At 74.1% G+C, this 23,355-nt stretch carries 19 protein-coding genes; 10 read left to right on the forward strand and 9 right to left on the reverse strand.

Annotation, left to right across the window (positions count from 1 at the left end):
• Window positions 1–56: 56 nt before the first annotated feature.
• The 4 genes from FLW16_RS09280 to FLW16_RS09295 are packed head-to-tail and all read left to right on the forward strand — an operon-like array spanning window position 57 to window position 6,897.
• Entirely contained in the window at window positions 57–2,735 is a 2,679-nt protein-coding gene (locus FLW16_RS09280; protein ID WP_185949333.1) for an FtsX-like permease family protein, read from the forward strand.
• A complete protein-coding gene (locus tag FLW16_RS09285; RefSeq protein WP_142559589.1) occupies window positions 2,732–5,257 on the forward strand; it encodes an FtsX-like permease family protein in 2,526 nt (841 codons plus the stop codon). Before FLW16_RS09280 ends, FLW16_RS09285 begins: the two co-directional genes overlap by 4 nt.
• Window positions 5,241–6,236, forward strand: a complete 996-nt coding sequence (locus FLW16_RS09290) for an ABC transporter ATP-binding protein (protein WP_185949334.1) — start codon at window positions 5,241–5,243, stop codon at window positions 6,234–6,236. Before FLW16_RS09285 ends, FLW16_RS09290 begins: the two co-directional genes overlap by 17 nt.
• The gene (locus FLW16_RS09295; RefSeq protein ID WP_142559591.1) at window positions 6,229–6,897 is read left to right on the forward strand and encodes an ABC transporter ATP-binding protein; all 669 of its coding nucleotides are present in this window, start codon (window positions 6,229–6,231) and stop codon (window positions 6,895–6,897) included. The genes FLW16_RS09290 and FLW16_RS09295 overlap by 8 nt, the downstream gene beginning before the upstream one ends.
• Window positions 6,898–6,899: 2 nt before the next feature.
• Here FLW16_RS09295 and FLW16_RS09300 read toward each other — a convergent pair whose 3' ends face one another.
• Window positions 6,900–7,835, reverse strand: a complete 936-nt coding sequence (locus FLW16_RS09300) for an aldo/keto reductase (RefSeq protein ID WP_142559592.1) — start codon at window positions 7,833–7,835, stop codon at window positions 6,900–6,902.
• Window positions 7,836–7,936: 101 nt separating this feature from the next.
• Between FLW16_RS09300 and FLW16_RS09305 the strand changes: the two genes are divergently transcribed.
• Window positions 7,937–8,977, forward strand: a complete 1,041-nt coding sequence (locus FLW16_RS09305; protein ID WP_260615092.1) for a family 2 encapsulin nanocompartment cargo protein polyprenyl transferase — start codon at window positions 7,937–7,939, stop codon at window positions 8,975–8,977.
• On the opposite strand, the gene FLW16_RS09310 is transcribed toward FLW16_RS09305, so the two are convergent.
• The 3 genes from FLW16_RS09310 to FLW16_RS09320 are packed head-to-tail and all read right to left on the reverse strand — an operon-like array spanning window position 8,974 to window position 14,301.
• Complete coding sequence (locus tag FLW16_RS09310) at window positions 8,974–9,477, reverse strand: MarR family winged helix-turn-helix transcriptional regulator (protein ID WP_185949335.1); 504 nt, start codon at window positions 9,475–9,477, stop codon at window positions 8,974–8,976. The genes FLW16_RS09305 and FLW16_RS09310 overlap by 4 nt on opposite strands.
• A 26-nt stretch (window positions 9,478–9,503) precedes the next feature.
• Window positions 9,504–12,530, reverse strand: a complete 3,027-nt coding sequence (locus FLW16_RS09315; protein ID WP_142559594.1) for an FAD-binding and (Fe-S)-binding domain-containing protein — start codon at window positions 12,528–12,530, stop codon at window positions 9,504–9,506.
• A 4-nt stretch (window positions 12,531–12,534) separates the two neighbouring features.
• Window positions 12,535–14,301, reverse strand: coding sequence for a thiamine pyrophosphate-dependent enzyme (locus FLW16_RS09320; protein WP_142559595.1), 1,767 nt, complete (start codon window positions 14,299–14,301; stop codon window positions 12,535–12,537).
• 103 nt (window positions 14,302–14,404) lie between these two features.
• On the opposite strand from FLW16_RS09320, the gene FLW16_RS09325 reads away from it, so the two are divergent.
• Window positions 14,405–15,493, forward strand: a complete 1,089-nt coding sequence (locus tag FLW16_RS09325) for an enolase C-terminal domain-like protein (protein WP_260615095.1) — start codon at window positions 14,405–14,407, stop codon at window positions 15,491–15,493.
• Between the two features lie 147 nt (window positions 15,494–15,640).
• On the opposite strand, the gene FLW16_RS09330 is transcribed toward FLW16_RS09325, so the two are convergent.
• The 3 genes from FLW16_RS09330 to FLW16_RS09340 all read right to left on the reverse strand — a co-directional run bounded on the left by FLW16_RS09330 (window position 15,641) and on the right by FLW16_RS09340 (window position 18,543).
• Complete coding sequence (locus tag FLW16_RS09330; protein WP_185949336.1) at window positions 15,641–16,357, reverse strand: TNT domain-containing protein; 717 nt, start codon at window positions 16,355–16,357, stop codon at window positions 15,641–15,643.
• Between the two features lie 288 nt (window positions 16,358–16,645).
• Window positions 16,646–17,338 carry a response regulator transcription factor gene (locus FLW16_RS09335; protein WP_142559598.1) on the reverse strand — a complete coding sequence of 231 codons (693 nt, stop codon included), beginning with the start codon at window positions 17,336–17,338 and terminating at the stop codon, window positions 16,646–16,648.
• Entirely contained in the window at window positions 17,335–18,543 is a 1,209-nt protein-coding gene (locus FLW16_RS09340) for a sensor histidine kinase (protein ID WP_142559599.1), read from the reverse strand. The genes FLW16_RS09335 and FLW16_RS09340 overlap by 4 nt, the downstream gene beginning before the upstream one ends.
• A gap of 180 nt (window positions 18,544–18,723) precedes the next feature.
• On the opposite strand from FLW16_RS09340, the gene FLW16_RS09345 reads away from it, so the two are divergent.
• Window positions 18,724–18,957, forward strand: coding sequence for a hypothetical protein (locus tag FLW16_RS09345; RefSeq protein ID WP_142559600.1), 234 nt, complete (start codon window positions 18,724–18,726; stop codon window positions 18,955–18,957).
• Entirely contained in the window at window positions 18,944–19,945 is a 1,002-nt protein-coding gene (locus FLW16_RS09350) for a hypothetical protein (protein ID WP_142559601.1), read from the forward strand. Before FLW16_RS09345 ends, FLW16_RS09350 begins: the two co-directional genes overlap by 14 nt.
• Here FLW16_RS09350 and FLW16_RS09355 read toward each other — a convergent pair.
• Window positions 19,942–20,526 (reverse strand): DUF1062 domain-containing protein, encoded by a 585-nt coding sequence (locus FLW16_RS09355; RefSeq protein WP_142559602.1) that lies wholly within the window; start codon window positions 20,524–20,526, stop codon window positions 19,942–19,944. The genes FLW16_RS09350 and FLW16_RS09355 overlap by 4 nt on opposite strands.
• A gap of 321 nt (window positions 20,527–20,847) precedes the next feature.
• Window positions 20,848–21,816: a non-homologous end-joining DNA ligase gene (ligD, locus tag FLW16_RS09360; RefSeq protein WP_142559603.1), complete on the reverse strand. Its 969-nt coding sequence runs from the start codon at window positions 21,814–21,816 to the stop codon at window positions 20,848–20,850.
• Window positions 21,817–21,952: 136 nt separating this feature from the next.
• On the opposite strand from ligD, the gene FLW16_RS09365 reads away from it, so the two are divergent.
• Window positions 21,953–22,666: an ABC transporter ATP-binding protein gene (locus FLW16_RS09365; protein WP_142559604.1), complete on the forward strand. Its 714-nt coding sequence runs from the start codon at window positions 21,953–21,955 to the stop codon at window positions 22,664–22,666.
• On the forward strand, window positions 22,663–23,352 hold the full coding sequence (locus FLW16_RS09370) for an ABC transporter permease (protein WP_142559605.1): 690 nt from the start codon (window positions 22,663–22,665) through the stop codon (window positions 23,350–23,352). Before FLW16_RS09365 ends, FLW16_RS09370 begins: the two co-directional genes overlap by 4 nt.
• The last annotated feature ends 3 nt before the right edge of the window (window positions 23,353–23,355 follow it).

The raw sequence follows: 23,355 nt of genomic DNA on the forward strand, positions 1-23,355 counted from the left end.
GCTTGTCATGATGCCGGGATGAACGTGGTGGGGCCCGGATGGTCCGGATGGTAAGGATGGTGCGCACGCGGCTGCCGCTGGTGGTCCGGCGCGCGCTGGCCGAGCCCCTGCTGCTGGCCGCCGCGTTCGGCTCCATCCTGCTCGCCACCACGGCGATCTCGGCTCTCCTGCTGCACGCGGGGTCGGCGACCCAGGCGGGTGTGCGGCGGGCCCTGGAGACGGCGCCGCTCGCCGCCACCGCCACCGTCGTCACCTCCTCGGTCGCGGCCGGGGACTTCGCCGGGGCCGACCGGGCCGTCCGCGCGGGGATCGCCCACGCCCACGGAGAGGTGCCCGTACGGGTCACCGTGCGCGTCGAGTCCGCCTCCTACGCGCTCAAGGGACAGGATCGCGGCGATGATCAGCCCGTCCTGACCCGGTTCGCCGCCTACGAGGGGCTGGACGGTCAGGCGGACCTGGTGAGCGGGCGCTGGCCCGCCGAGACGAAGACGGCAATGGTGGAAGTGGCGCTCTCGGAGCCGGCCGCGCGGGTGATGGGAGTCGCGACCGGTGACGAGTTCACCGTCGTCGGACGCCTGGACGGCAAATCGGCCCGTGTGCGCGTCACCGGCGTCTTCCGGCTGCGCGACCCCGACGATCCGCGCTGGAAGGGGGAGGAACTGCTGCGCTACGGCACGCGGACCGGCGACTTCACCTCCCGCGGTCCCCTGGTCGTGCCGGCCGGCACCTTCCTCGACCGGTTCGCGACCGGCGCCTCGGCCCGCTGGCTCGCCGAGCCCGACCTGCGCCGGCTTTCCCCCGACCGGCTGCGGCCGTTCTCGGCGTCGGTCGCCGGGGCCTCGGCCGCCGTGCGGGCCGGTTGCCCCCGGTGCACGGTCACCGAGACGCTGTCCGGCACGCTGCTGCGGCTCGACCGCGGCGCCCTGGTCGCCCGCTCGACCATGCTGGTGCCGGTGCTCCAACTGCTGGTGCTGAGCGCGTACGCGCTGGCGCTGACCGCGCGGCTGCTCGCCGAGCACCGCCGGATGGAGACGGCCCTGCTGCGATCGAGGGGCGGGGGATCGCCGCGGCTCGCCGCCATGGCGGCGGGGGAGGCGCTGCTGATCGCGCTGCCCTGCGCGCCCGCGGCGCCGTTCCTCGCGCCCGTCCTCCTGCGGCTGGTGAGCGCGTTCCCCTGGATCGAGGCCACCGGCGTGGAACCGCCCCGCTCGCCGGACGGATCCACGTTCGCGGTCGCGGCGGCGGTCGCGCTCGCCTGCGCCGCCATGCTGGCCGCCCCGCCCCTGCTCGCCGCCCGCCGCACGTACGTCGAGGAGCAGGCGGCGCGCGGACGCGCCGACCGGCCGGGCCTGGTCCAGCGGGCCGGGGCCGACGTGGCGCTGCTCGTCCTGGCGGCGCTCGCCGTCTGGCGCCTGCGCGGCCAGGACGCGCCGGAGACGACGCGCCTCGGCGGCGAGCTCGGGCTCGACCCCCTCGTCGGGGCGGGACCGGCGCTCGCCCTGCTCTGCGGCGGAATGGCCGCCCTGCGGCTGGTGCCCGCCGTCGCCAGGGCCGCCGAACGGGCGACGCGGCGGCGCCCCGGGTTCGGGCCGGCTGTCGCCGCCCGGCAGGTGAGCCGGCGCCCGGCCCGCTATTCGGGCCCGGCGCTGCTGCTGACGATGGCGATGGCGATCGGCGTGCTGTCCCTGACCACCGCCGCGACCTGGCGCGGCGCCCAGGAGGACCGGGCCCGGCACCTCGCCGGTGCCGCCCTGCGCGTCCCGGCCCTCCCGGGGGACGACGCGCGAACCTTCACCACGCTGCCGGGGGTCACGGCGGCCGTGCCCGCGCACCGCGCCAGGGTCGTCGCGGACGGCGCGGACGCCACGCTGATCGCCGCGGACGCGGCGCACCTGGGCCGCGCCCTGCTGCTGCGCCCCGACCTGTCGGAGCTGTCGCCGGCCACGCTGGCCTCCCGGATCGCCGGGTCCGCCGGACAGCCGCTTCCGGTCGTCGTGACCCCCGGCCTGGCGGACACCGTACGGATCACGGCCGGCACGGCGGCGATCCCGATCAAGGTCGTGGGCGTCGTCGCGGCGATGCCCGGCACGCCGGAGGGCACCCCGGCCCTGCTCGCCGACCTGTCGGCGCTGCGGGCGGCAGGCGCGAAGGGAGCGGAGTGGCCCGTGACCGAGTGGTGGCTGGCCGCCGAGGGGCACGACACCACGCGGGCCGCCGCCGCGCTGGCCACCACCGGGCGAGGCCGCGGGGACGTCGTCGACGTGGCCGCGCTCACCGCCGGCTACAGGGACGACCCCACGGCGGCGGGCATGCAGGGCGCGCTGCTGCTCGGCTTCGCGGCGGCGCTGGCGTTCGCCGTGCTGGGATTCCTGGTCAACGCGGCGGTCTCGGCGCGCGAGCGCAGAGGCGAGTTCGCCGTGCTCGGCGCGCTCGGAGTCAGCTTCCGGCAGACGCTCGGCCTGCTCGCCGTCGAGCAGTCGTTCGTGATCGGGCTGTCGCTGGCCGGGGGAGTGGCGCTCGCCGTGGCCGTCTCCGCCGCGGTGGTGCCGCCGATGGTGACCGCCGGACACGCGACAGGAGGCGGGCTGCCGGTGCTGCTCCACGTTCCGTGGCCTCAGGTGGCGGTGCTGGCCGTCGCGGTCCTCGCGGTGCTTCTCGTGATCGTGGCGGGGCTCGCGCGGTCGCTGCACCGCCGTGAGCCGGCCGCCGTGCTGCGTGCGGGGGAGGCGTCGTGATCCGCCTTCTGAGTGTGCACAGGCTTCTGGGAGTACACAGGGGGGTTGCCGCGCTGCTGGCCGCGCTGGTGTTCGGCGCCGCCCTGGTCGTCTCGGCCCTGCCCCGGATGGTCGAGTCCTCCCTCGACGCGGCGGCCAGGTCGGTCATCGGCTCCGCCCCGCCCGCCACGGCCTCGCTGGCGGTCCAGTTCACCCGGCGCTTCGACCTGACGCCCATGCGGACGACGGCCGAGGCGGCCAGGGCGGACACCGCCTGGCGCGCGCTGCTCCCCCCGGCGCTGCGGGAGGTCGCCGACCCCGCCCCGCTCATCGAGATCACAGCCCCGTCGATGCTCATCAACGAGCGGGCGCACCGGTATCTCACGTTGAAGTGGGTGTCCGGGGCGGACCGGCGGGTGCGGTACGTCGAAGGCGGCCCCCCGGGTCCCGGCTCGGGCACCCGTCTCGAGGTGGCCGTCCCCGCCGTCGCCGCCACGGAGATGTCGATCAAGACGGGTGACACGCTCCGCCTCGGTCCGATGAACGCGAAGGTGACCGGCCTGTTCGAGCCGGTGAGTCCCGCCGACCGGTTCTGGGCCGTCGAGCCGGAACTCACCTACGTCATTCACCAGCGCGTGCCGCTCGCCGTGGAGGACGACCTGATCGTCACCGCGCTCACCGACGGCGACAGCCTCGCGGGCGCGGAACTCCCGATGGTCTTCCGCTGGCTCGTCACCCCGGCGCCGGACCGGATCACCGCGGGCAACTCGGCGGCCGTGCTCGCCGCCACGGAGGAGTTCGGCCGCCGCCTGGGCAGGCAGGACCTCGAACTGACCCTGTCGACCGGGTTCGACCGCATGCTGCAGGAGTACCTGGACCGGCTGGCCGTCACGCGCTCGCTGATCACGGTGTTCCTGAGCGGGCTGGCCGTCGTGTGCCTGGGCACCACGGCCCTGGCCGTGCTGCTGCTCGTCCGGCGGGTGCACGGCGACCTGCTGCTGATGCGCGCCCGCGGCGCGTCCCTGGCCCAGGTCGTGCTCGCCTGCGGGGGAGCGGTCGCGGTCGCGGCGGTGCCCGCGGCCGCGGCGGGCCAGGTGGCCGCGGGCCTCGTGCCTGGTGCCCCGACGGCGGTCGCACGGCTCGGACCGGCCGCCCTGGCGGCGGGGACCGTCGCGATCGCATGCACCGCCGTGGCGCTGCGCCAGTCCCAAAGACGGCGGTCCCCACGACGGCTGACCCAAGGACGGCTGACCCAAGGACGACTGACAGGGAGCGCGGCCCGCCGGATCGTGATGGAGATCCTGGTGCTCGTCGTCGCCGTGGCGAGCCTCCATCTCCTGCGCACCCGCGGTCTCGGCACCGGCGACGCGTTCCTCGCGACGGCGCCCGTGCTGCTGGCGCTGGCCGCCGCGCTGGCGGTGCTGCGCGCCGGTCCTGCCGTGATCCACCTGGCCTTCCGGGCCGCCGCCCGGCGCACCGCCGCCGTGCCGTTCCTCGGGCTCGCCGCCGCCCGGGCCGTGCCGGGCGCCGCGCTGCCGGTGCTCACGCTGCTGCCGGCCGTGGCGCTGGCGGCGTACGGAATGGTCACCGCCGGAGGGCTGGAGGAGGCCCAGCGGCAGGCGGCGTGGGAACGGACCGGCGCCGAGATCAGGGTGGAGCGCGCGCAGGGCATCCCCCAGGAGACGCTTGAGCAGATCGTCCACGCGCCGGGCGTCAGGGCCGTCGTCCCGGCCGCGGTCGGGACGACGATCGCCGAGGTGGGCTTCGGCGGGCGGCCGGCCACGGTCGTCGCCGTCGACCTCGGCGCCTACCGCCGGCTGGTCGCGGGCAGCCCGCTCCACCTGCCACCGCCGGGGACCGGTGCGCTGGTCTCGCCCGACCTGTCCGCCATGCGGAGCTTCGAGATCGGCTGGCCCACGCAGATGACGGTCACCCCGGCGGGGACCGTCGACGCGATGCCGGGGGTGCGGGCGGGCGACGGCGCTCTCATCGTCCTCCCCGCGGCTCCCGAGCACGTCAACACGCTGCTGATCGCGGGAGACGCTGGCGCGGTCAGGCCGCTGCTGCCGTCCGGCGCGCGCATGACCACGGTGGCGGGCGCGCTCGCCGACATCACCGGCACGCCGCTGACGGCGGCGCTGACCGCCGCGCTGCGGGTCGCCGCCGCGGCGCTGGCCGCGTACGCGCTGGCGGCCGTGGCGATCGCCCTGACCGGAGGCGCGGCCCGGCGGGCGGAGGACCTCGGCCTGCTGCGCGCCCTCGGCCTCACCCGCAGGCAGGCCGGCCTGATCACCGTCCTGGAGGCGGCCCCGCTGCTCGTCCTGACCGCCGTCGCCGGGCTGGCGGCCGGTCTCGCCATGCCCGCGCTGCTCGGGCCGGGAATCGACCTGTCGGCGTACGCGGGCGGGCGCCAGGGCGCCCTCGCGGCCGCCGCGCTCCTGCCCGTCCTGCCCTGTGTCGTGGCCGGTGCTCTGGCCGCCGGGGTCGCCGCCGTCGCCCTCGCGGGCGCCTACCTGGGAGGAAGCCGTGGACACGCTGGCTGACCTGGAGGCCCGGGCCACGCGGGGCGGTCCCGCGTTCGGCGCGGACGCCCACATCCTGTGCGACAACCTCGTGCGGATCTACAAGACCGAGGGGGCCGCCGCGGTCGAGGTGGTCGCCCTGCAGGGCCTCGACCTGCTCATCGGCCGCGGTGAGCTGGTGGCGATCGTCGGAGCCTCGGGGTCGGGCAAGTCGACGCTGCTCAACATCCTGTCGGGGCTCGACGTGCCCACGGCCGGGCTGGCCCGGGTCGCCGGGACCGACCTGCTGTCCATGACGCCACGCGACCGCCTCCGCTACCGGCGGTCGGTCGTGGGCTTCGTCTGGCAGCAGACCGCCCGCAACCTGCTGCCGTACCTCACCGCGCGGGAGAACGTCATGCTCCCCATGCGGCTGGCGGGCGGCACGTCCCGGCGGGCCAGGTCGTCCCGTACGGACGAGCTGCTGGAGCTGACGGGGATGGCGGACCGCGCGGACCGGCGGCCCGGGGAGATGTCCGGCGGCGAGCAGCAGCGGGTGGCCGTCGCCGTCGCCCTGGCCAACGCGCCCGAGGTGGTGCTCGCCGACGAGCCCACCGGGGAGCTGGACAGCGAGAGCGCCGGGACGGTCTTCGGCGTGCTGCGCCACGCCAACCGCGAGCTCGGCGTCACGACCGTCGTCGTGACGCACGATCCGATGGTGTCGGAGCAGGTCGACAGGACCATCGGCATCCGGGACGGCCGCACCTCCAGCGAGACGTTCCGCCGCACGTCCTCCGACGGGAGGGTGGTCGCCGAGGAGTACGCGGTGCTGGACCGGGCCGGGCGCCTGCAGCTGCCGAGGGAGTTCATCAACGCCCTGTCGATGGAGCACCGGGTGCGCCTGGAGCTCGAACGCGACCACATCGGGGTCTGGCCCTCGGCCGCCGGCAACGACACAGAGGGCACCGGCAACGACACAGAGGGAACCGGCAACGACACAGGGGAAGAGACGAATGAGTGAGCCGCTGGTCGTCGTCGAGGGCCTGCGCAAGACCTATCCCAAGGGCGTGCGCGCCCTGAGAGGGGTCTCCTTCGAGGCTCACCCCGGCGAGCTGGTCGCGATCCGCGGGCGTTCCGGCGCGGGCAAGACGACGCTGCTCAACCTGGTCGGCGGCCTGGACCGGCCCGACGAGGGGCGGGTGCGGGTGGCCGGGCAGCCGGTGCCGGAGCTGCCCGAGGAGGGCCTGCTGCGGCTGCGCCGCGACGTCGTCGGGTTCGTCTTCCAGTCGTTCCGGCTGATCCCGGTGCTGTCGGCCGCCGAGAACGTGGGCGTGCCGCTGCGGCTGGCGCGGGTTCCCGCCAAGGACAGGGAGGAGCGGGTCAAGGTGCTGCTGTCCCTGGTCGGGCTGTCCGATCAGGCCGAGCAGCGGCCCTACGAGCTGTCGGGCGGGCAGCAGCAGCGCGTGGCCATCGCCAGGGCCCTGGCCAACCGCCCCCGCCTGCTGCTCGCCGACGAGCCGACCGGTCAGCTCGACTCCCAGACCGCCCGCCAGATCATGGAGCTGCTCCGGGTGCTCGTCCGGGGCGAGGGCGTCACCGTGCTGGTGGCCACGCACGACGAGGGCCTCGTCGGCCTGGCCGACCGCGTCTTGGAACTCAAGGACGGCGAGTTCCTCAACTGAAGTCAGGTCCAGGGGAGGGCGGCGCGGCGGGCCCAGTAGGTCTCGGCGTCCTCCGCCAGATCGGCGAGCGCCTCCTCGGCCCCGTCGTCCCAGGTGACGGCGAGCGCCGCCAGGTTCTCGGCGAGCTGGGTGGTCGTGGCGGCGCCGCTCAGCACGACCCCCGCCCACGGGCGGGCGAGCACGGCGGCGAGCGCCAGGGCGTCGGGGGTGACGCCGCGTTCGCGCGCGGCGAGCGCCAGGGCCGGCGGCGCGCCGCGGGCGGTCAGCCTGCCGTTGGCCACGCCCTCCTTGACGATCACGCCGAGGCCGGCCGCGTGCGCCCGGGCCAGGGCCCCGCCCGCCGAGCGCTCCAGCAGGTTCCACGTCGACTGCACGGTGTCGAAGAGCCCGGTCGCGACCGCCCTGTCGATCGTCGCGGCCTGGCGGGGGCCGGTGGTGGACAGGCCCACGGCGACGCCCTCGGCGCGCAGGGCACGCAGTTCGCCGAGCACCTCCTCGTCGTCGAGCACGCCGCTCTCGATCGTGGCGGAATGGATCTGGTAAAGCGACAGATGCGCGCCGAGCAGCTCCCGGGTCTCGCCGAGCTGGCGGCGCAGCCGCGCGGCCGACAGGTCCTTCTCCTCGTGGCGGTCGGCGTCCATGCGCCAGCCGCCGACGTACTCGTACCCCCACTTCGACCCGACCTCGACCTCGCCGGGCCGGATGCCGCGGTCGGCCAGCCAGCCCGCGAGGAACTCCTCCGCCAGGCCGTAGGAGCGGGCCGCGTCGTAGTAGCGCACGCCCGCCGCCCGGGCGGCGTCCAGCACCTCCCAGGTGCGCGCCCGCATCGCCGCCACGTCGCGGTCGCCGCCGAGGTCCTCGTCCCGGCCGAGCGTGATGTACGCGGGGCGGCCGAGCGCCGCGAGCCCCAGACCCATCTCCTGCACCCATTTCCGCATGGGGCACCACGTTAGGAGACACGTGTGGTGAGGAGGCGGCCGGGGTATGGCGACAAGTCCAGCCGGCCTGTGGGTCCACTCGAGCCCGAGGTGGTGGGAGCGTGACGGAACCGGTTACAGAGGGAGTGCGGACCGCGGCGGACGTGCTCGCCCGGGCGCGCGACCTGGTGGAGCCCGCCCTGCGTCGTGCGGTCGACACCCTGCCTCCGTCGATGCGCCGGATGGCGGGATACCACTTCGGATGGTGGGACGCGCGGGAGCGGCCGGTGCGAGCGAGCGGAGGCAAGGCCCTTCGGCCCGCGTTCACGATCCTGGCGGCCGAGGGCGTCGGGGGAGACGCGGACGCGGCGCTGCCGGCCGCGGTCGCGGTCGAGCTGGTGCACAACTTCTCCCTCGTCCACGACGACGTGATGGACGGCGACGCGGTCCGCCGCCACCGCCCCACGGTGTGGAACGTCTTCGGGCGCTCCGAGGCGATCCTGGCCGGTGACTCCCTCTTGACGCTGGCCTTTGCCGTGCTCGCCGGGGGCGGCCGGCCTGCCGACAGCGCGCGCACGCTGGCCAGGTGCGTCCAGTCGCTGCTGGACGGCCAGAGCGCCGACCTCGGCTTCGAGGAGCGCGCGGACGTGAGCCTGGGGGAGTGCGTGCGCATGGCGGAGGGCAAGACGGGCGCGCTGTTCGGCTGCGCCTGCGCCCTCGGCGCGCTGCAGGCCGTCGGTCTCCCGGGGGGCGCCACCTCCGAGCAGGTGGCCTTCCTGCGGGTGTTCGGCGAGCGCGTGGGGCTGGCGTTCCAGATCGTCGACGACCTGCTGGGCATCTGGGGCGATCCGGCCGTCACCGGCAAACCCGTCCACTCCGACCTGCGCAACCGGAAGAAGTCCCTGCCGGTCGTCGCCGCGCTGACGTCGGGCACGCCGGCCGGCGCCGCGCTCGCCATGCTGTACCGCCGCCCGCTCGCGCAGGCCGACCTCGCACGGGCGGCGCGGCTGGTGGACGAGGCGGGCGGACGGGCGTGGAGCCTCGCCAGGGTGGACGACCTGTTGTCCGAGGCGCTGGAGGCGCTGCGGTCGGCGGAGCTGACGCCCGGGCCGGCAGCGGGTCTGGAGGCCCTGGCCCGCCTGGGCGCCGACCGCGACCGCTAACCGCCCGCCCCTTCAGCCCCTTCAGCCCCTTCAGCCCCGTCAGCGCCGTCGACTGCGGCCGCCGCGGTGAGCTCGCGCAGTGTCCGCGCGAGCGTACGGCGGCTGTCCGGCGGCAGATGGCGCAGCGCGGCGGCGATGTGCCCGCGGCGGGCCGCGCGGATCCGTTCGAGCGACCTCCTGCCGGTGTCGGTGACGTCGATGCTGACCTCACGGCGGCTGTGCGGGGACAGCAGGCGCGTCAGCAGCCCGGCGGTGTGCAGGCGGGCCACCAGGCGGCCCGTGGCCGAGACCGACATGCCCAGCAGGGCGGCGAGCCCGCTCAGGTTCAGCGGGCCGTGCCGGTCGACCGCGAGCAGCACCCGCAACTGGGTGACCGACAGGTCGGAGCCGCGGACCACCGCGTTGAGGGTCATCTCCACCAGGGCGAGCGAGGCGGCCTCGACCGACCACGCGTCCTCCTCCAGCGCGGGGTCCGTCTCCTCCGAAGCGCCGGAATGCAAGGCTCCGAAATCCAGGGCTCCGGCGCTCATCGCGCCCCCAGGACCCGCGCCGGGCCGGGCCTGCGCGAGGCGCGCCACTCGGGGTGGTCGCCCAGCGGCGTGCCCCGCACCCCGGCCGCCAGCAACTCCGCGAGGTGGATCGCCTGGCGTCCCACCCCCGCCTGCTCGATCTGCGTACGGCAGCTGAAGCCGTCGGCGAGGACGACCGTGCGGGCGTCGGCGGCGCGGATGGCCGGCAGGATCTCGTGCTCCGCGCAGGTCATCGACACCTCCAGGTGGCCGGCGGTGAAGCCGAAGTTCCCGGCGAGGCCGCAGCAGCCGCCCACCGCCTCCACCCGCACGCCGGCCCGCGACAGCAGGGCCTGGTCGGTCTCGAAGCCGAGCACCGAGTGGTGGTGGCAGTGCGGCTGGGCGACGGCGTCCCGGTCGATCCGGGGCGGTTCCCAGCCGTCGGTCGCGTTCAGCAGCTCGGCGAGGGTCCTGGTCTGCTCGCGCAGCCGGGCGAAGTCCCGGTCGTGCGCGAACATCTCGGGCGCGTCGGCGCGGAACACCGCCGTGCAGCTCGGCTCCAGCCCGACGATCGGGATGCCGCGGCGCAGCGCCGGGGCGAGGGTCCGCACGGTGCGGCGCAGCACCCGCCGCGCCACGCCGAGCTGGCCCGTCGAGATCCACGTCAGGCCGCAGCACAGTGTGCGCGGCGGGATCAGCACGCGATAGCCCGCCGACTCCAGCACCTTCACGGCGGCGCGGCCGATGTGAGGGTGGAAGTTGTCGGTGAAGGTGTCGGGCCACAGCACCACCGATCCCCGCTCGCCCCCGCCGCGCGGCCCGCGCCGCCGATACCAGTCGCTGAAGCGCACCCGCGCGAAGTCCGGCACCGGCCGGGCCGGTTCGAGCCCCGCCAGGCGCTTGGCGAGCCCGGACAGCACGGGCGCGTGCGCCAGCGCGTTGACCACGCCCGGGGCGAGTGCGGCCACGCGGGCCCACGCCGGCAGCCACCCCATCGCGTAGTGGTCCATCGGCCTCACCCTGCGGGCGTAGTGGTGGGCGAGGAACTCGGCCTTGTACGTCGCCATGTCGACCTGCATCGGGCAGTCGTGCTTGCAGCCCTTGCAGGCCAGGCACAGGTCGAGGGCGTCGCGCACGGCGGCGGAGCGCCAGCCGTCCCGCACCGCGGAGTCGGCGTGGCCGTTCAGCATCTCGAACAGCAACCGGGAGCGCCCGCGGGTGGAGTGCTCCTCCTCACCCGTGGCCCGGTAGGACGGGCACATCACCCCGCCGGCGTGCTCGCGGCCCGTGTCGCTGACCTGCCTCCGGCATTGGCCGACCCCCACGCACCGCATGACGGCCCGCTGGAAGCTGCCCTCGTCGTCCGGGTAGCCGAAGTGCACAGGCGGGTCGGCGGGCGTCCACTCGGGGCCGAGCCGCAGGTTCTCGTCCAGCCGGTACGGCGTGACGACCTTGCCCGGGTTCATCCGGTCGCCGGGATCGAAGACGGCCTTGACCTGCTCGAAGGCGGTCATGACCCTGGGGCCGAACATCTTGGGCAGCAGCTCGCCCCTGGCCTGCCCGTCGCCGTGCTCGCCCGACAGCGAGCCGCCGTAGGAGACGACGAGATCGGCGGCCCGTTCGAGGAAGGCCCGGAAGGCCGCCACCCCGTCGGCCGTCACCAGGTCGAACGGGATGCGGGTGTGCACGCAGCCCTGCCCGAAGTGCCCGTACAGGGAGGCGTCGTCGTAGCCGAACTCCGCGAACAGGCGGCGCAGGTCGCGCAGGTAGGCGCCGAGCTTGTCCGGCGGGACGGCCGAGTCCTCGAAGCCCTCCCACGTCTCGCGCATGCCGGGCACGCGGGCGGTGGCGCCGAGCCCGGACTCGCGGACCTCCCACAGCTCCTTCTCGATCTTCGCGTCGTCGATGAAGGAGATGTGCGGCGCGTGCTCGCTGCCCTTCAGCTCCTTCAGCATGTCGTGGGCCTTGGCGTCCGCCTCCTTCTGGGAGCCGGCGCCGAAGGAGACCATGAGCCAGCCGCCGCCCTCCGGCAGCCGCTTGAGGGCGTCGGGATGCATGTGCTTGCGCCGCTCGAAGTCCACGAGCTTGTCGTCCACCCCCTCCAGCTGGAGCGGGCCGTAGCGGGCGATGCGCGGCACGGCGTCGGCGGCCACGTTGATGTCGTGGTAGCCGAGCAGGACGAGGCACTCGGCCTTGGGCGCGGGCACCAGGCGCAGCTCGGCACGCAGCACGGTGACCAGCGTGCCCTCCGACCCGACCAGCGCCCTGGCCAGGTCGAACCCGGCCTCGGGCAGCAGCTGGTCGAGGTTGTAGCCCGACACCCGGCGAGGGATGCCGGGGAAGCGGCGGCGGATCTCGTCGGCGTGCTCGTCCACGATCGCGCGCAGCTCGCGGTAGATCCGCGCCCTCGGCCCGCCCTCGGCGACGATCCGGTCGAACTCCTCGTCGCCGGTCGGCCCCACCCACATCCGCTGGCCGTCGTAGGTGAGGATCTCCAGCCGCGCGATGTTGTCGGCGGTCTTGCCGTACGCCTGTGCGGTCGAGCCGCAGGAGTTGTTGCCGATCATGCCGCCGAGCGTGCACTGCGAGTGCGTGGACGGGCGCGGCCCGAACATCAGGCCGGTGTCGGCCAGCAGCCGGTTCAGCACGTCGAGCACGATGCCGGGCTCGACCACGCAGGTGCGGGCCGCGGCGTCCACCGACACCAGCCGGTGGCAGTACTTGGACCAGTCGATGACGACGGCGGCGTTGCAGGTCTGACCGCCCAGGCTCGTCCCGCCGCCCCGTGAGGTGATGGGCGCGCCGTGCTCGCGGCAGACCGCGATCGCCTCGGCCGCCGCGTCCACCGTGCGCGGCACCACCACCCCGAGCGGCACCTGCCGGTAGTTCGATCCGTCGGTGGAGTAGGCCCCCCGGCTGCCCGGGTCGAACCTGACCTCGCCGTCCACCCGGGCGGTGAGGTCCCGCTCCAGGTCGCGTACCCGCACGTACGGGCGTCGCGGCCGGGTCGTCACGGGCGGGGGAACGAGCACCTGGTCCGTCATGGCGTCACCGCCCCAGTTGAGAGATCTTGTCCTTGAACAGCGTCGTCGCGATGGCCGCCTTGTGCGGCTGCCCCTTCAGGAACGCCTCGGCGAACTTGACCGCCTGGTCGCGGGCGACCTTGCCCGGCATCGGCGGCTCGTTCGGGTCGACGTCCACGTCCACCAGCGCCGGCCCCGGATGGGCGAGGGCCTGCCGTACGGCCTCGTCCACCTCGGCGGGGTCGGTGACCTTGCGGCCGTACCCGCCGCAGGAGCGGGCCCAGGCGGAGAAGTCGGAGGACGGCTCGCCGAACCTGACCCCGTGCTCGGGGTACCCCAGCACCATCTGCTCCCACAGGATCTGGCCGAGCGAGCCGTTGTTGTTCACCACCACCGTGATCGGCAGGCCCAGACGGGCCGCGGTGAGGAACTCGGCCATGAGCATCGCGAAGCCGCCGTCGCCGATGAACGCGATCACCTGCCGGTCGGGGTGGGCGAGCTGCGCCGCGATCGCGTACGGCAGGCCGGGGGCCATCGTGGCGAGGTTGCCCGACAGGTAGAACTCCCGGTCGCCGCGGATCGTCCAGTGCCGGGCCGCCCAGGTCGCGATCGTGCCGGAGTCGCAGGTGAGGATGGCGTCGTCGGAGGCGGCCCGGTCCACGCAGCCGATCAGGTACTGCGGGGCGATCGGGGCGCGCCGCGGGTTCTCCAGGGCGGCCATGTTCTCCCGCCATTCGGCCATGGCCTTCTGGTACTTCTCCAGGTGCGCCCGGTCGTCGTTCCGGTGCAGCAGCGGCAGCAGCGCGGCCAGCCCCTCCTTGGCGTCTCCGACCATCGGCACCTCGGTCGGCATGCGCACGCCCGCGCGGGCGGGGTCGGCGTCGATCTGCACGACGCGGACCTTGCCGGGCTCCGGCAGATGCTTGGTGTAGGGGAAGTTGGTGCCGACCATCAGCAGGCTGTCGCAGTCCTCGACCAGGTCCTCGCCCGGCTTGGTGCCGAGCAGGCCGATCCCGCCCACCGCGTACGGCGAGTCGTCGGGGATGACCGCCTTGCCGGGCAGCGTCTTGATCACGGGGGCGCCCAGCGCCTCGGCGACGGCCAGCACCTCCTCGCGGGCGTGCAGGGCGCCGGCCCCGGCCAGGATCGCCGGCCGCCGGGCCGCGTTGAGCACCTCGGCGGCGGCTCGCAGGTCCTCCTGACGCGGCACGCCGGGCGGGGACAGGTAGACGGGGGCGGTCGCGGGGGGCCGCGCGGGGGCGACGTGCTGGTAGGGGTCGGCGTCGGCGGGGGCCACCTGGACGTCGTTGGGCAGGCACAGGTGGGCCACCCCGCGCCGCGCGTAGGCCGTGCGGATCGCGATGTCCACCACTCCCGGCAGTTGGGCCGGGTTGTCCACCACGAGGTTGTACTCCGCCACGTCCTCGTACAGCCGGTCGAGGTGGACCTCCTGCTGGTAGCCGGTGCCCAGCACGCTGGTCTCCTGCATGCCCGTGATGGCCAGCACCGGCTGGTGGTCGAGCTTGGCGTCGTACAGGCCGTTGAGCAGGTGGATCCCGCCGGGGCCCGAGGTGGCCAGGCACACCCCGATGCGGCCGGTGGCCTTCGCGTGCGCGGCCGCCATGAACGCGGCCGCCTCCTCGTGGTGCACCAGCACGAACCGGACACGATCGGATTGGCGGCGCAACCCTTCCATGATGCCGTTGATGCCGTCACCGGGAAGCCCGAAGACAGTGTCGACACCCCAGTCGGCGAGCCGTCTGATGAGTACTTCGGAGGCGATTTCCGTCATACGTGCCGCGCTGCCCCTGGAATGGGAAGCCGAACACTCACCACATGGAAAATCTTTCCTCCAATCCAGAGTCCCGGGGGCAGGCCCGGGTAGGGGGCCGCCCGTGATCAGAGACCTCCACGTGTCGGCCTACCGCGTGCCGACCGACCGCCCGGAGGCCGACGGCACGCTGAGCTGGGACGCGACCACGATGGTGGTGGTCCGCGCGGACGCCGGCGAGGAAGCCGGGCTCGGCTGGACCTACGCCCCGGCCGCCGCCGCGGCGGTCGTCACGGACCTGCTCGCGCCGGTGGTGCGCGGGGGCGATCCGATGGACGTGCCGGGCCTGTGGACCGCGATGGTCCGCCGGGTGCGTAACGCGAGCCGCACGGGCGTCGCGGGGTATGCGATCTCCGCGGTCGACGTCGCGCTCTGGGACCTCAAGGCCCGGCTGCTCGCCGTGCCGCTCGCCCGCCTGTTCGGCCTCGCCCGGCAGTCCGTGCCCGTGTACGGCTCGGGCGGGTTCACCACGTACGACGACGAGGTCACGACGGCGCAGCTCGCGCACTGGGCGCACGAGCAGGGCATTCCCCGCGTCAAGATCAAGATCGGCGAGTCCGCGGGCACCGCGCCCGCCCGCGACCTGCACCGCGTCGCGCTCGCCCGCCGCGTCATCGGGGACGCCGCCGAACTGTACGTGGACGCCAACGGCGGCTACAGCGCGAAGCAGGCCGTGCGGATGGAACGCCGGATGCGCGACCACGACGTGCGATGGTTCGAGGAGCCGGTGTCCTCCGACGACCTGGCCGGGCTGCGCCTGGTGCGCGAGCGGGCCGACGCCGACGTCGCGGCCGGGGAGTACGGCGGCGACCTCGTCTACTTCACCCGCATGTGCGCGGCGGGCGCGGTCGACTGCCTGCAGATCGACGCGACCCGCTGCGGCGGCTACACGGGCTGGTCCGGCGCGGCCGCGATCGCCGCCGGGCACGGACTGGAGGTGTCGGCGCACTGCGCGCCGAACCTGCACGCGCCGGTCGCCGCGGCGACCCCGAACCTGCGCCACATGGAGTGGTTCCACGACCATGTGCGGATCGAGGGCGACCTGTTCGACGGCGCGGCCGATCCCACGGGCGGCGCCGTGCGCCCGCCGGACGGGCCGGGCCACGGCCTGACGCTGCGCGCCGACGCCGCCGAGCCCTACCGGGTCGCGTAGGGGCCGTTCGGTCCTCGGGTTCGCGCCGGACGACGCTGTAGCGGAGTAGCAGGGACGGATGCTCCCAGTGGCCGTTCTCCGCCGTCATGTGATCATCCTGCCCGAACCGGGCGGGCGCGGTGCGCCCGCCCGGTCACCGCAAGGGGATCAGTTGAGGCGTTCGAGGTAGCCGTTGTCGGCCAGCCAGCCGATCGACACCTCGCCGTCCGGGTTCGCGGGCGCGCCGGGGATGTACTTGGCGAGCGTGTGGAACTGCTCGCCCTGGCCGGGCATCTGGAACGCCGAGGCCGCCGGCCCCGCGTCCACGAGGAACGGCCGGATCACCCGGTAGGCGTGGTAGTTGCACAGGTGCGGGTCGCCCTGGACGTTGTTGAGGTTGTTCGGCCGCAGCGACCGCTGGGTGAACGGCGTGCCGAACGGAGCGAGGAACGCGCCGCCCTCCCCGCCGAAGCGGTCCACCTTGTAGCCGAGCGGCAGTTGCGCCGTCCTGATGAGCGGGCGGCCGTTGGTGTACCCGCCGGAGTGCGCGAACCCGGAGTCCTGGGGGAAGCGGTAGGACTTGGCCGACGGGATGTAGTAGCGCTCCAGGAACCGCTCCGGGGAGAGGCCGCCATACCGCACGTAGCCGTCCAGGATCTTGGCGACCAGGCCGGTGCGCGGCAGGACCACCGGGCCGAGGTTCGGGTCGCCGTTGACGAACGGCGGCCCGCAGACCTGGCCCGTCTTCGCGCTCAGCGCCTGGGGGTCGGAGGTCGCCGGGCCCTGCCCGGCAGGCGCGGTCGCGGCCTGGGCCGGGACACCGGTCAGGGCCGCCGTGGCGAGGGTGCAGGCGGCCACGAACAGCTTGCGAGAATGAACGCGCACGAATTCTCCTGAGATTGCGCACACAGCATGCGATCTGGACATATCCGCATCAGAAGGATTTCCATGGAAATTGCGCGGCGAAGGGTGCCGAGAAATAGCCATGATCGCTCTGACGCGATGAATTCGTGCGTACCCGGCCCTTGTTCAGGCGCATCGCAAGGAGATCGCCGCAGCGTTCAAAAACCTCGGACGGCAAGGCGAAACAAAGCCGACATGAGGCGATATAAGGAATCGAATTTCGCGGCGGCAGGGCCTTCCGGAATTCCGTGAAAGAGGCGAGCGCCCTTTTCAGCCGTCCGTGCCGAGCGGGTCGTCGAGCAGCCCGGCGTCGTGGACGAGCAGGGCGATCTGGACGCGATTGTTGAGGCCGAGCTTGGCGAGGATGCTCGACACGTGCGTCTTGACGGTGGGAACGCTGAGGTGCAGCAGAGCGCCGATCTCGGCGTTCGGCCTGCCCTGACCGACCGCCGCCGCGACCTCACGTTCCCGGTCGTTCAGCCGTGCCAGGCGCTCCCGGGCGCGGGCCCGGCGCCGGTCCTGGCCGTCCTCGGCGACCCGGGCGATGAGCCGCCGGGTGACCGCCGGGGACAGGACCGGCCGGCCGGCGGCCACCCGGCGGATGGCGTCCACGATCTCGTCCGGCGGGGTGTCCTTCAGCAGGAACCCGGCGGCCCCCGCGCGCAGGGCGCGCAGCACGTGCTCGTCGGCGTCGAAGGTGGTCAGCACGATCACCTCGGGCGCGCCGTCGCGGGCGCGCAGCGCCTCGGTGGCGGCCAGGCCGTCCATCACCGGCATCCGGATGTCCATCAGCACCACGTCGGGGCGGTGCCGGCCGGCCAGCGGCAGCACCTCGGCGCCGTCCCCGGCCTGGGCGAGCACGCGGATGTCCGGGGCGCCGCCGAGCATCATCACGAGGCCGGCCCTGACCAGGGGGTCGTCGTCGGCGATGAGCACGCCGATGGCGGAGTCGGGCATGGTCATGCCGGCCACGGTAGCCAGGCCAGCACGCGCCAGCCACCCCGGTCCTCGTCGCCGCCCCCGTCCACGGGGCCGTCCATGGGGCCGTGCTCCAGCCGTCCCCCGGCCAGCGTGACGCGCTCGGCCAGGCCGGCGAGGCCGTGGCCGCCTCCGCTCCCGGCATCCTGTCCGATGGGCGCAGGGGCGTCGTCGACCACCTCGACCGTCAGGCCTTCGCCGGGCGCACCCGTGACCCGTACGCGGACCCCGGCTCCCGGCGCGTGCTTGCGCGCGTTGGTGAGGGCCTCCTGCACGACCCGGTAGGCGGTGCGGCCCGTCCGGTCCGGGACCGTCTCCCGCGAGCCGAGGTCGTCGCACAGCTCCACGCGCATGCCGGCCCGCCCCGACTCCGCCACGAGCTCGCGCAGGTCGGCGAGGGTGGGCAGGCCGGGCCGCGTGGGCGCGGACGGTTCGCCGGTGGGGGCGCGCAGCACGCCGATCACCTCGCGCAGATCCTGCAGAGCCTGGTGGGCGCTCTCCCTGATCACCCGTGCCGCCCGGGCGACGTCGGCGGGGTCGGCGCCGGGGTTGAACTCCAGCGCTCCCGCGTGCACGCTCAGCAGCGACAGCCGGTGGCCGAGCACGTCGTGGATCTCCCTGGCGATGGCCTCGCGTACCTGGTGCTGCGCCTGCTCGGCGCGCAGCCTCGCCTCGGTCTCCACCCGGGCCGCGCGGTCGCGCTGCGCCAGCACCAGCCGCCGCCGGTGGTGGACGAACAGCCCCCAGCCGGCCGCCGCGCCCTGCAGAGCCAGGCCCAGCGAGAGCATCACGAGCGGCGGCGTAGCCGGTTCCGGGCGCAGCCACGTGAAAAGGACCGAGGCCAGCACACTGAGGCCGAACACCGTGCCGGAGGTCCGCGGGCGGCGATGGACCGCGACCGAGAAGAGCGCGGCCAGCATCGGGCCCGCGACCATCTCGAAGACGGCCGACAGCGCGACGAGCGTCACCGCGAGCCCGACCGGCCACCGGCGGCGCACCCACAACGCGGCGCAGCCGAGCGCGCCTGCGACCTGGTCGAGGGGGAACAGCCACGCGGGCGGCAGCGGCGCGGTGCCGAGACGGTCCACCGACATGAGGAAGGCGAAGGCCGCGGCGAGCACGAACATCGCCGAGTCCACGAGCCAGTCGCGCCGGCTTCGCCGGTGCCGGGGGGTGCCGGAGGAATCCATATCCCCCGCAGCGTACGACCCGGGGGAGACCGGCCCACGGCCGAGCGGCGAAGACCATACCGAAGTCGGGCGCCGTCCGACTTCGGTCGGACGGCATGCCGCACGCCGGCGACCTTGGCCGCACGGAAGCATCCCCATGCCCGATCCCCGCCGGGCGCGCCCATCCCTAGCGTCGGCGCCATGCGCAACGTCATCCAACTCGCCGGGGCGTACCTGGTCGCCGCGGGCATCAGCGGGACCATCGACCACCTGGCCGTGCAGCCGTTCTGGGGGGCGTTACTCAACGTCTTCAACCGGCAGGTCATCCCGCGCCTGGGTTTCCTGGCGGGCTACGAGGTCTACGCCAACCTTCTCGTCGCGGTCGTCGGCGCCGTGGTCCTCGCCGCCGCCTGGAGGCGCGATGAAGAGGCCTGATCCGCGGCGTCTCGCCCTGGCGGCCGGGCTCCTGGTGCTGGCGCCGATGTGCGCCGAGTACGTCACGGGTTACGACGACAGCACGGGCGACCCGTTCGTGCTCGCCGTCAGCCTGCTGATCTTCAGTCCGCTGTACGGCGCGCCCGCGCTGCTCATCCGTGAGACGGCCCGCCGCCTGGACGTGCGCTGGCCGGGCATCCTCGCCCTCACGACGGCCTTCGGCGTGCTGCAGGCCGGCGTCATCGACCAGTCGATGTTCAGCGAGGGCTATCGGGACATCCCGTACTGGGAGGAGATGATCCGCCCGACGTACGTCGCGCCACTGGGACTGGCGGCCTACACCACGCTGTCCTTCGTCGCGGGTCACGCGATCTGGAGCTTCGGCGTGCCGATCGCGCTGACGGAGGCGCTGAGCCCCCGGCTGTCGCGTACGCCCTGGCTGCGGACGCCCGGTCTGGTCACGGCCGCGGCGCTGTACCTCGCGGCGGCGGCGTTCGTCCTGCGCGAGCACCTGCGGACCGAGCCCGGCCACGCCACGGCCGTGCAGATCACGGGATCGCTGGCGGTCGTCGCGCTGCTCGTGCTCGTCGCGCTGATCTCCGCCGTGAGAAGGCGGCGCCGGGCCGCACTCCCGGCGCCGGAGGGAGGCGCCGCGCCGCGGCCGATCGTCGTGGCGGCGGCCGGCCTGGTGGCGGGCCTGGCCTTCAACTTCCTGCCCTCGACCTGGGCCGGGGTCGCGGCCGGGCTCGCGGTGATCGCGCTGTGCGCCGCGGCCGTCGGCCGTCTGGCCCGCTCGCCGGAGTGGAGCGGCCGCCACGTCGCCGCGCTCGCCGCCGGAGCCCTGACCGCGCGCGCGGCGGTCGGGTTCCTCGCGGTCCCGCTGGGTGAGGTCGCGCCGGTCGCCAAGTACGCGCACAACGTCGCGTTCCTCGCGGGCGCGGTGCTGCTCGGCGTCCTGGCGACGCGGCGGCGGCCACACCCCCGCTAGTCGCCGGCCGTCGCGGTGGCCGTCGCGGTGGCCGTCACGGTGAAGGTGAACGCGGCGCTCGTCGGACGACGCAGCGGGATGTCGCACTTGATCCGGCGCAGTACCTCGTTCCTGCTGAGGCCGAGCCCTCGCGCGATGAGCCGTTCCGGGCGCACTGGCACCGGATCCTCGAAGACGACCTCCACCCGGACCGGCCAGGCGTCGTCGAGCGATACCGACGGGGTGTCCAGCCGCCAGGCCCCCGTCCAGTCCAGGGTGAAGCGGTTGCGCCGGGCGAGCAGCGGATCCAACAGCGTGGACGCCACCAGTTCCGGATCGTTGACGCGGTAGCCGTGGAGCTCGGCCGGATCGAAGGACCTGACCGGCGCTCGCTCGCGCACGGTGAGCTTGCTCGTCCGGTCGCAGGACACGCAGCGGACCAGCAGCCACACGTCCAGCAGCTTGCCGTTGGCGTTGACGCGGAACCTGCCCTCGCCGGTGGTGGCCGACTCCGACGGGCAGTCCACGCAGCGCAACGACAGCAGGGGCAGCCTGGTCCGGCGAACGACCCAGGGCAGCGCGGTATGAGGTTGTGAAGACATGATCTCTCTAGACCTGACACGAGGTCGATTGCGCGCGACCTCAAACGCTGTATGACCGGGCGCACAAGGGCAGCCCGGCAGAACCGACGGGAGCGTCGGCTACAGGTGAGCGGAAGAAGGTGTCAGGTCTGAAGAGCAGGCGGGGTCACGCGGTTTTGTCCTCTGTCCTCACTGCGACGGGTTGCGGGCACGCTACGGGAACGCGGAAGGAGGGCTCAAACGGTTTTCCGACCGGGCGAGGCTCCGCGTCAGCCCGGGCCTTGAGATTCACCTGAACAAGTCGCAGCGGCCAGCGGGCCAACCCTGTCCGCAGGTGGATGTTCACCCTTCCCCGCGGACGACCTCGCCCGGGTCCTTGTCGTCGCGCAGGCCCCGCCAGGAGGGGTGGCGCAGTCTCCCCTCGCCCGTCCACTCGGCGAACTGCACCTCGCCGACCAGGACCGGGTCGACCCACCGGCCGCCCTTGGCCTCCTCCCGGGTGATGCCGTCGAACGGGGACGTGTCCCGTCGCAGCGGCGCCAGGCGTTCGCCCAGCCGCCGCAGCGCCTCGTCGGTGAAGCCGGTGCCGACGCTGCCGGCGTACCGCAGACGCCCGGTGTCGTCGTTGACGCCCACGAGCAGCGAGCCGACGGTGTCGGCCCGGCGGCCCTCCCCGGCCCGCCAGCCGCCGACGACGACCTCCTGTGTACGGACGTTCTTGACCTTCACCCAGTCGGGGGAGCGGCGGCCGGGGCGGTAGGGCGAGGCGAGCCGCTTGGCCACGACGCCCTCCAGCCCAAGCCGCCGGGAGTCGGCCAGCGCGTGCTCGCCGCCGTCGGCGTAGTAGGGCGGGATGGCCCAGTGGCGCGCGGCGTGGACGAGGTCCTCCAGGCGGCGCCGCCGTTCGGTGTAGGGCATCGTGATCGCGGTCGCGGCGTCGACGTGCAGCACGTCGAACAGCAGGTACGTCACGGGCGTGGTGACCAGGAGTTGCCTGATCTTGAGCGGGTTGCGCTGGTGCATGCGCGGCTGCAGCGCCTCGAACGACGGCCTGCCCTGCTGGTCGAAGGCGACGATCTCCCCGTCGAGCACCACCGCGTGCCCGCCGGTGGCGCCGGCCAGGCCGGCGAGTTCGGGATAGGCGGCGGTGATGTCCTTGCCGTTCCTGGAGACCAGCCGCAGCGTGCCGTCCTCGACGTAGCCGAGGGCGCGGACACCGTCCCACTTCATCTCGTGCGCGTAGTCGCCCTCGGGCTCGGGCAGCCGCCCGAGCCGGGCCATCATCGGCGTGTACGCCGGAAGGGCGGCCATGCCCTGCTGGTACCCCGGCAAGCCCGCCCCGTACCTTCTGACCTGCGGCGACGCTCACCGTCATCCTCCGAAAGGGGGATGCCGGGCGACGGGTCGGGTGATGCCGCGTGATCGGCGCCGCCGCGAACCTTGAGGCATGGAAGCCATCGAGGTGACAGACCTCCGCAAGTCGTACGGGGACACCCGCGCCGTGGACGGGGTGACGTTCACGGTCCGGGCCGGTGAGACGTTCGGGATCATCGGCCACAACGGCGCCGGCAAGACCACGACCGTCGAGTGCCTGATCGGGCTCAGGCGAGCCGACGCGGGCACGGTCCGCGTGCTCGGCGAGGATCCGGCGCGCAGACGGCGCGCCCTGGCCCACCGCCTCGGCGCGCAACTGCAGGACAGCTCCCTGCCCGAGCGGATCAAGGTGGCCGAGGCGCTGCGCATGTTCGGCTCCTTCTACCGGGACGCGGCCGACTGGCGGCGGGTGATGGAGCGCTGGGGCCTGCGGCCGCTGGCGAGGAAGGCCTTCGGCGACCTGTCGGGCGGGCAGAGGCAGCGGCTGATGCTCGCGCTCGCCCTGGTCGGCAACCCCGAGGTGGTCGTGCTCGACGAGCTGACCACGGGCCTGGACCCGATCGCGCGCCGCGAGACCTGGCGGCTGATCGACGACCTGAAGACGGCGGGCACCACCGTGGTGCTGGTCAGCCACTACTTCGACGAGATGGAGGCGCTCTGCGACAGGGTCGCCGTCTTCGCCCGCGGCCGTGTCGAGGCGACGGGCACCACGGGCGAGCTCATCGCGAGGACCGGGACCGCCTCGCTGGAAGAGGCCTACCTCGCCCTGGAAGGAGCGGACCGATGAAGGCGTTCACAGCCCTGACGGGCACCGAGCTCAGGCTGCTGGCGCGCGACCCCGCCTCGCTGTTCTTCATGGTGGCCTTCCCTCTCATGCTGCTGGTGCTCAAACGCGGCGACGGCGGCGCGGTCCCCGGCTACCTCGCGATGATCGCCGCCATCGGCGGGATGGGCGCGCTGCCGGGCCTGCTGGCCTCATACCGCGAGCGCAAGGTGCTCAAGCGCCTGGCCACCACGCCGATCTCCCCGGTTCTGCTGCTCGGCGCCCAGCTGGTGGCACAGGTCGCCGCGGGCCTGGCGGGCTCCGTGCTGCTGGTGGTCGTGACGATCGCGGTGTTCGGCGCGCGGGCGCCCGGCGACGTCCCCATGCTGGCCGCCGCCTTCCTGCTCTGCTCGGTGATGACCTGCACGCTGGGCTTCGTGATCGCCGCGGTCGTGCGCAACACCAGGGGCGCGAGCCTGATCGGCATGCTGGTCATGTTCCCCATGATCTTCCTGTCGGGCGCGGCCGTGCCCAGGAAGGCCCTGCCCGGCTCGCTGCGTCAGATCGGCGACTTCCTGCCCCTGACCCCGGCCGTGGAGGCCCTGGGGGACGCCTGGTCCGGCACCGCGGCGGTCTTCCCCCTGCTGATCCTGGCCGGGATAATCGTGGCGGCCACGGCCGCCGGCGCCGCGCTGTTCCGATGGGAGTGAGGA

The organism is Microbispora sp. KK1-11, from assembly GCF_006874435.1.
Lineage (GTDB): Bacteria > Actinomycetota > Actinomycetes > Streptosporangiales > Streptosporangiaceae > Microbispora > Microbispora catharanthi.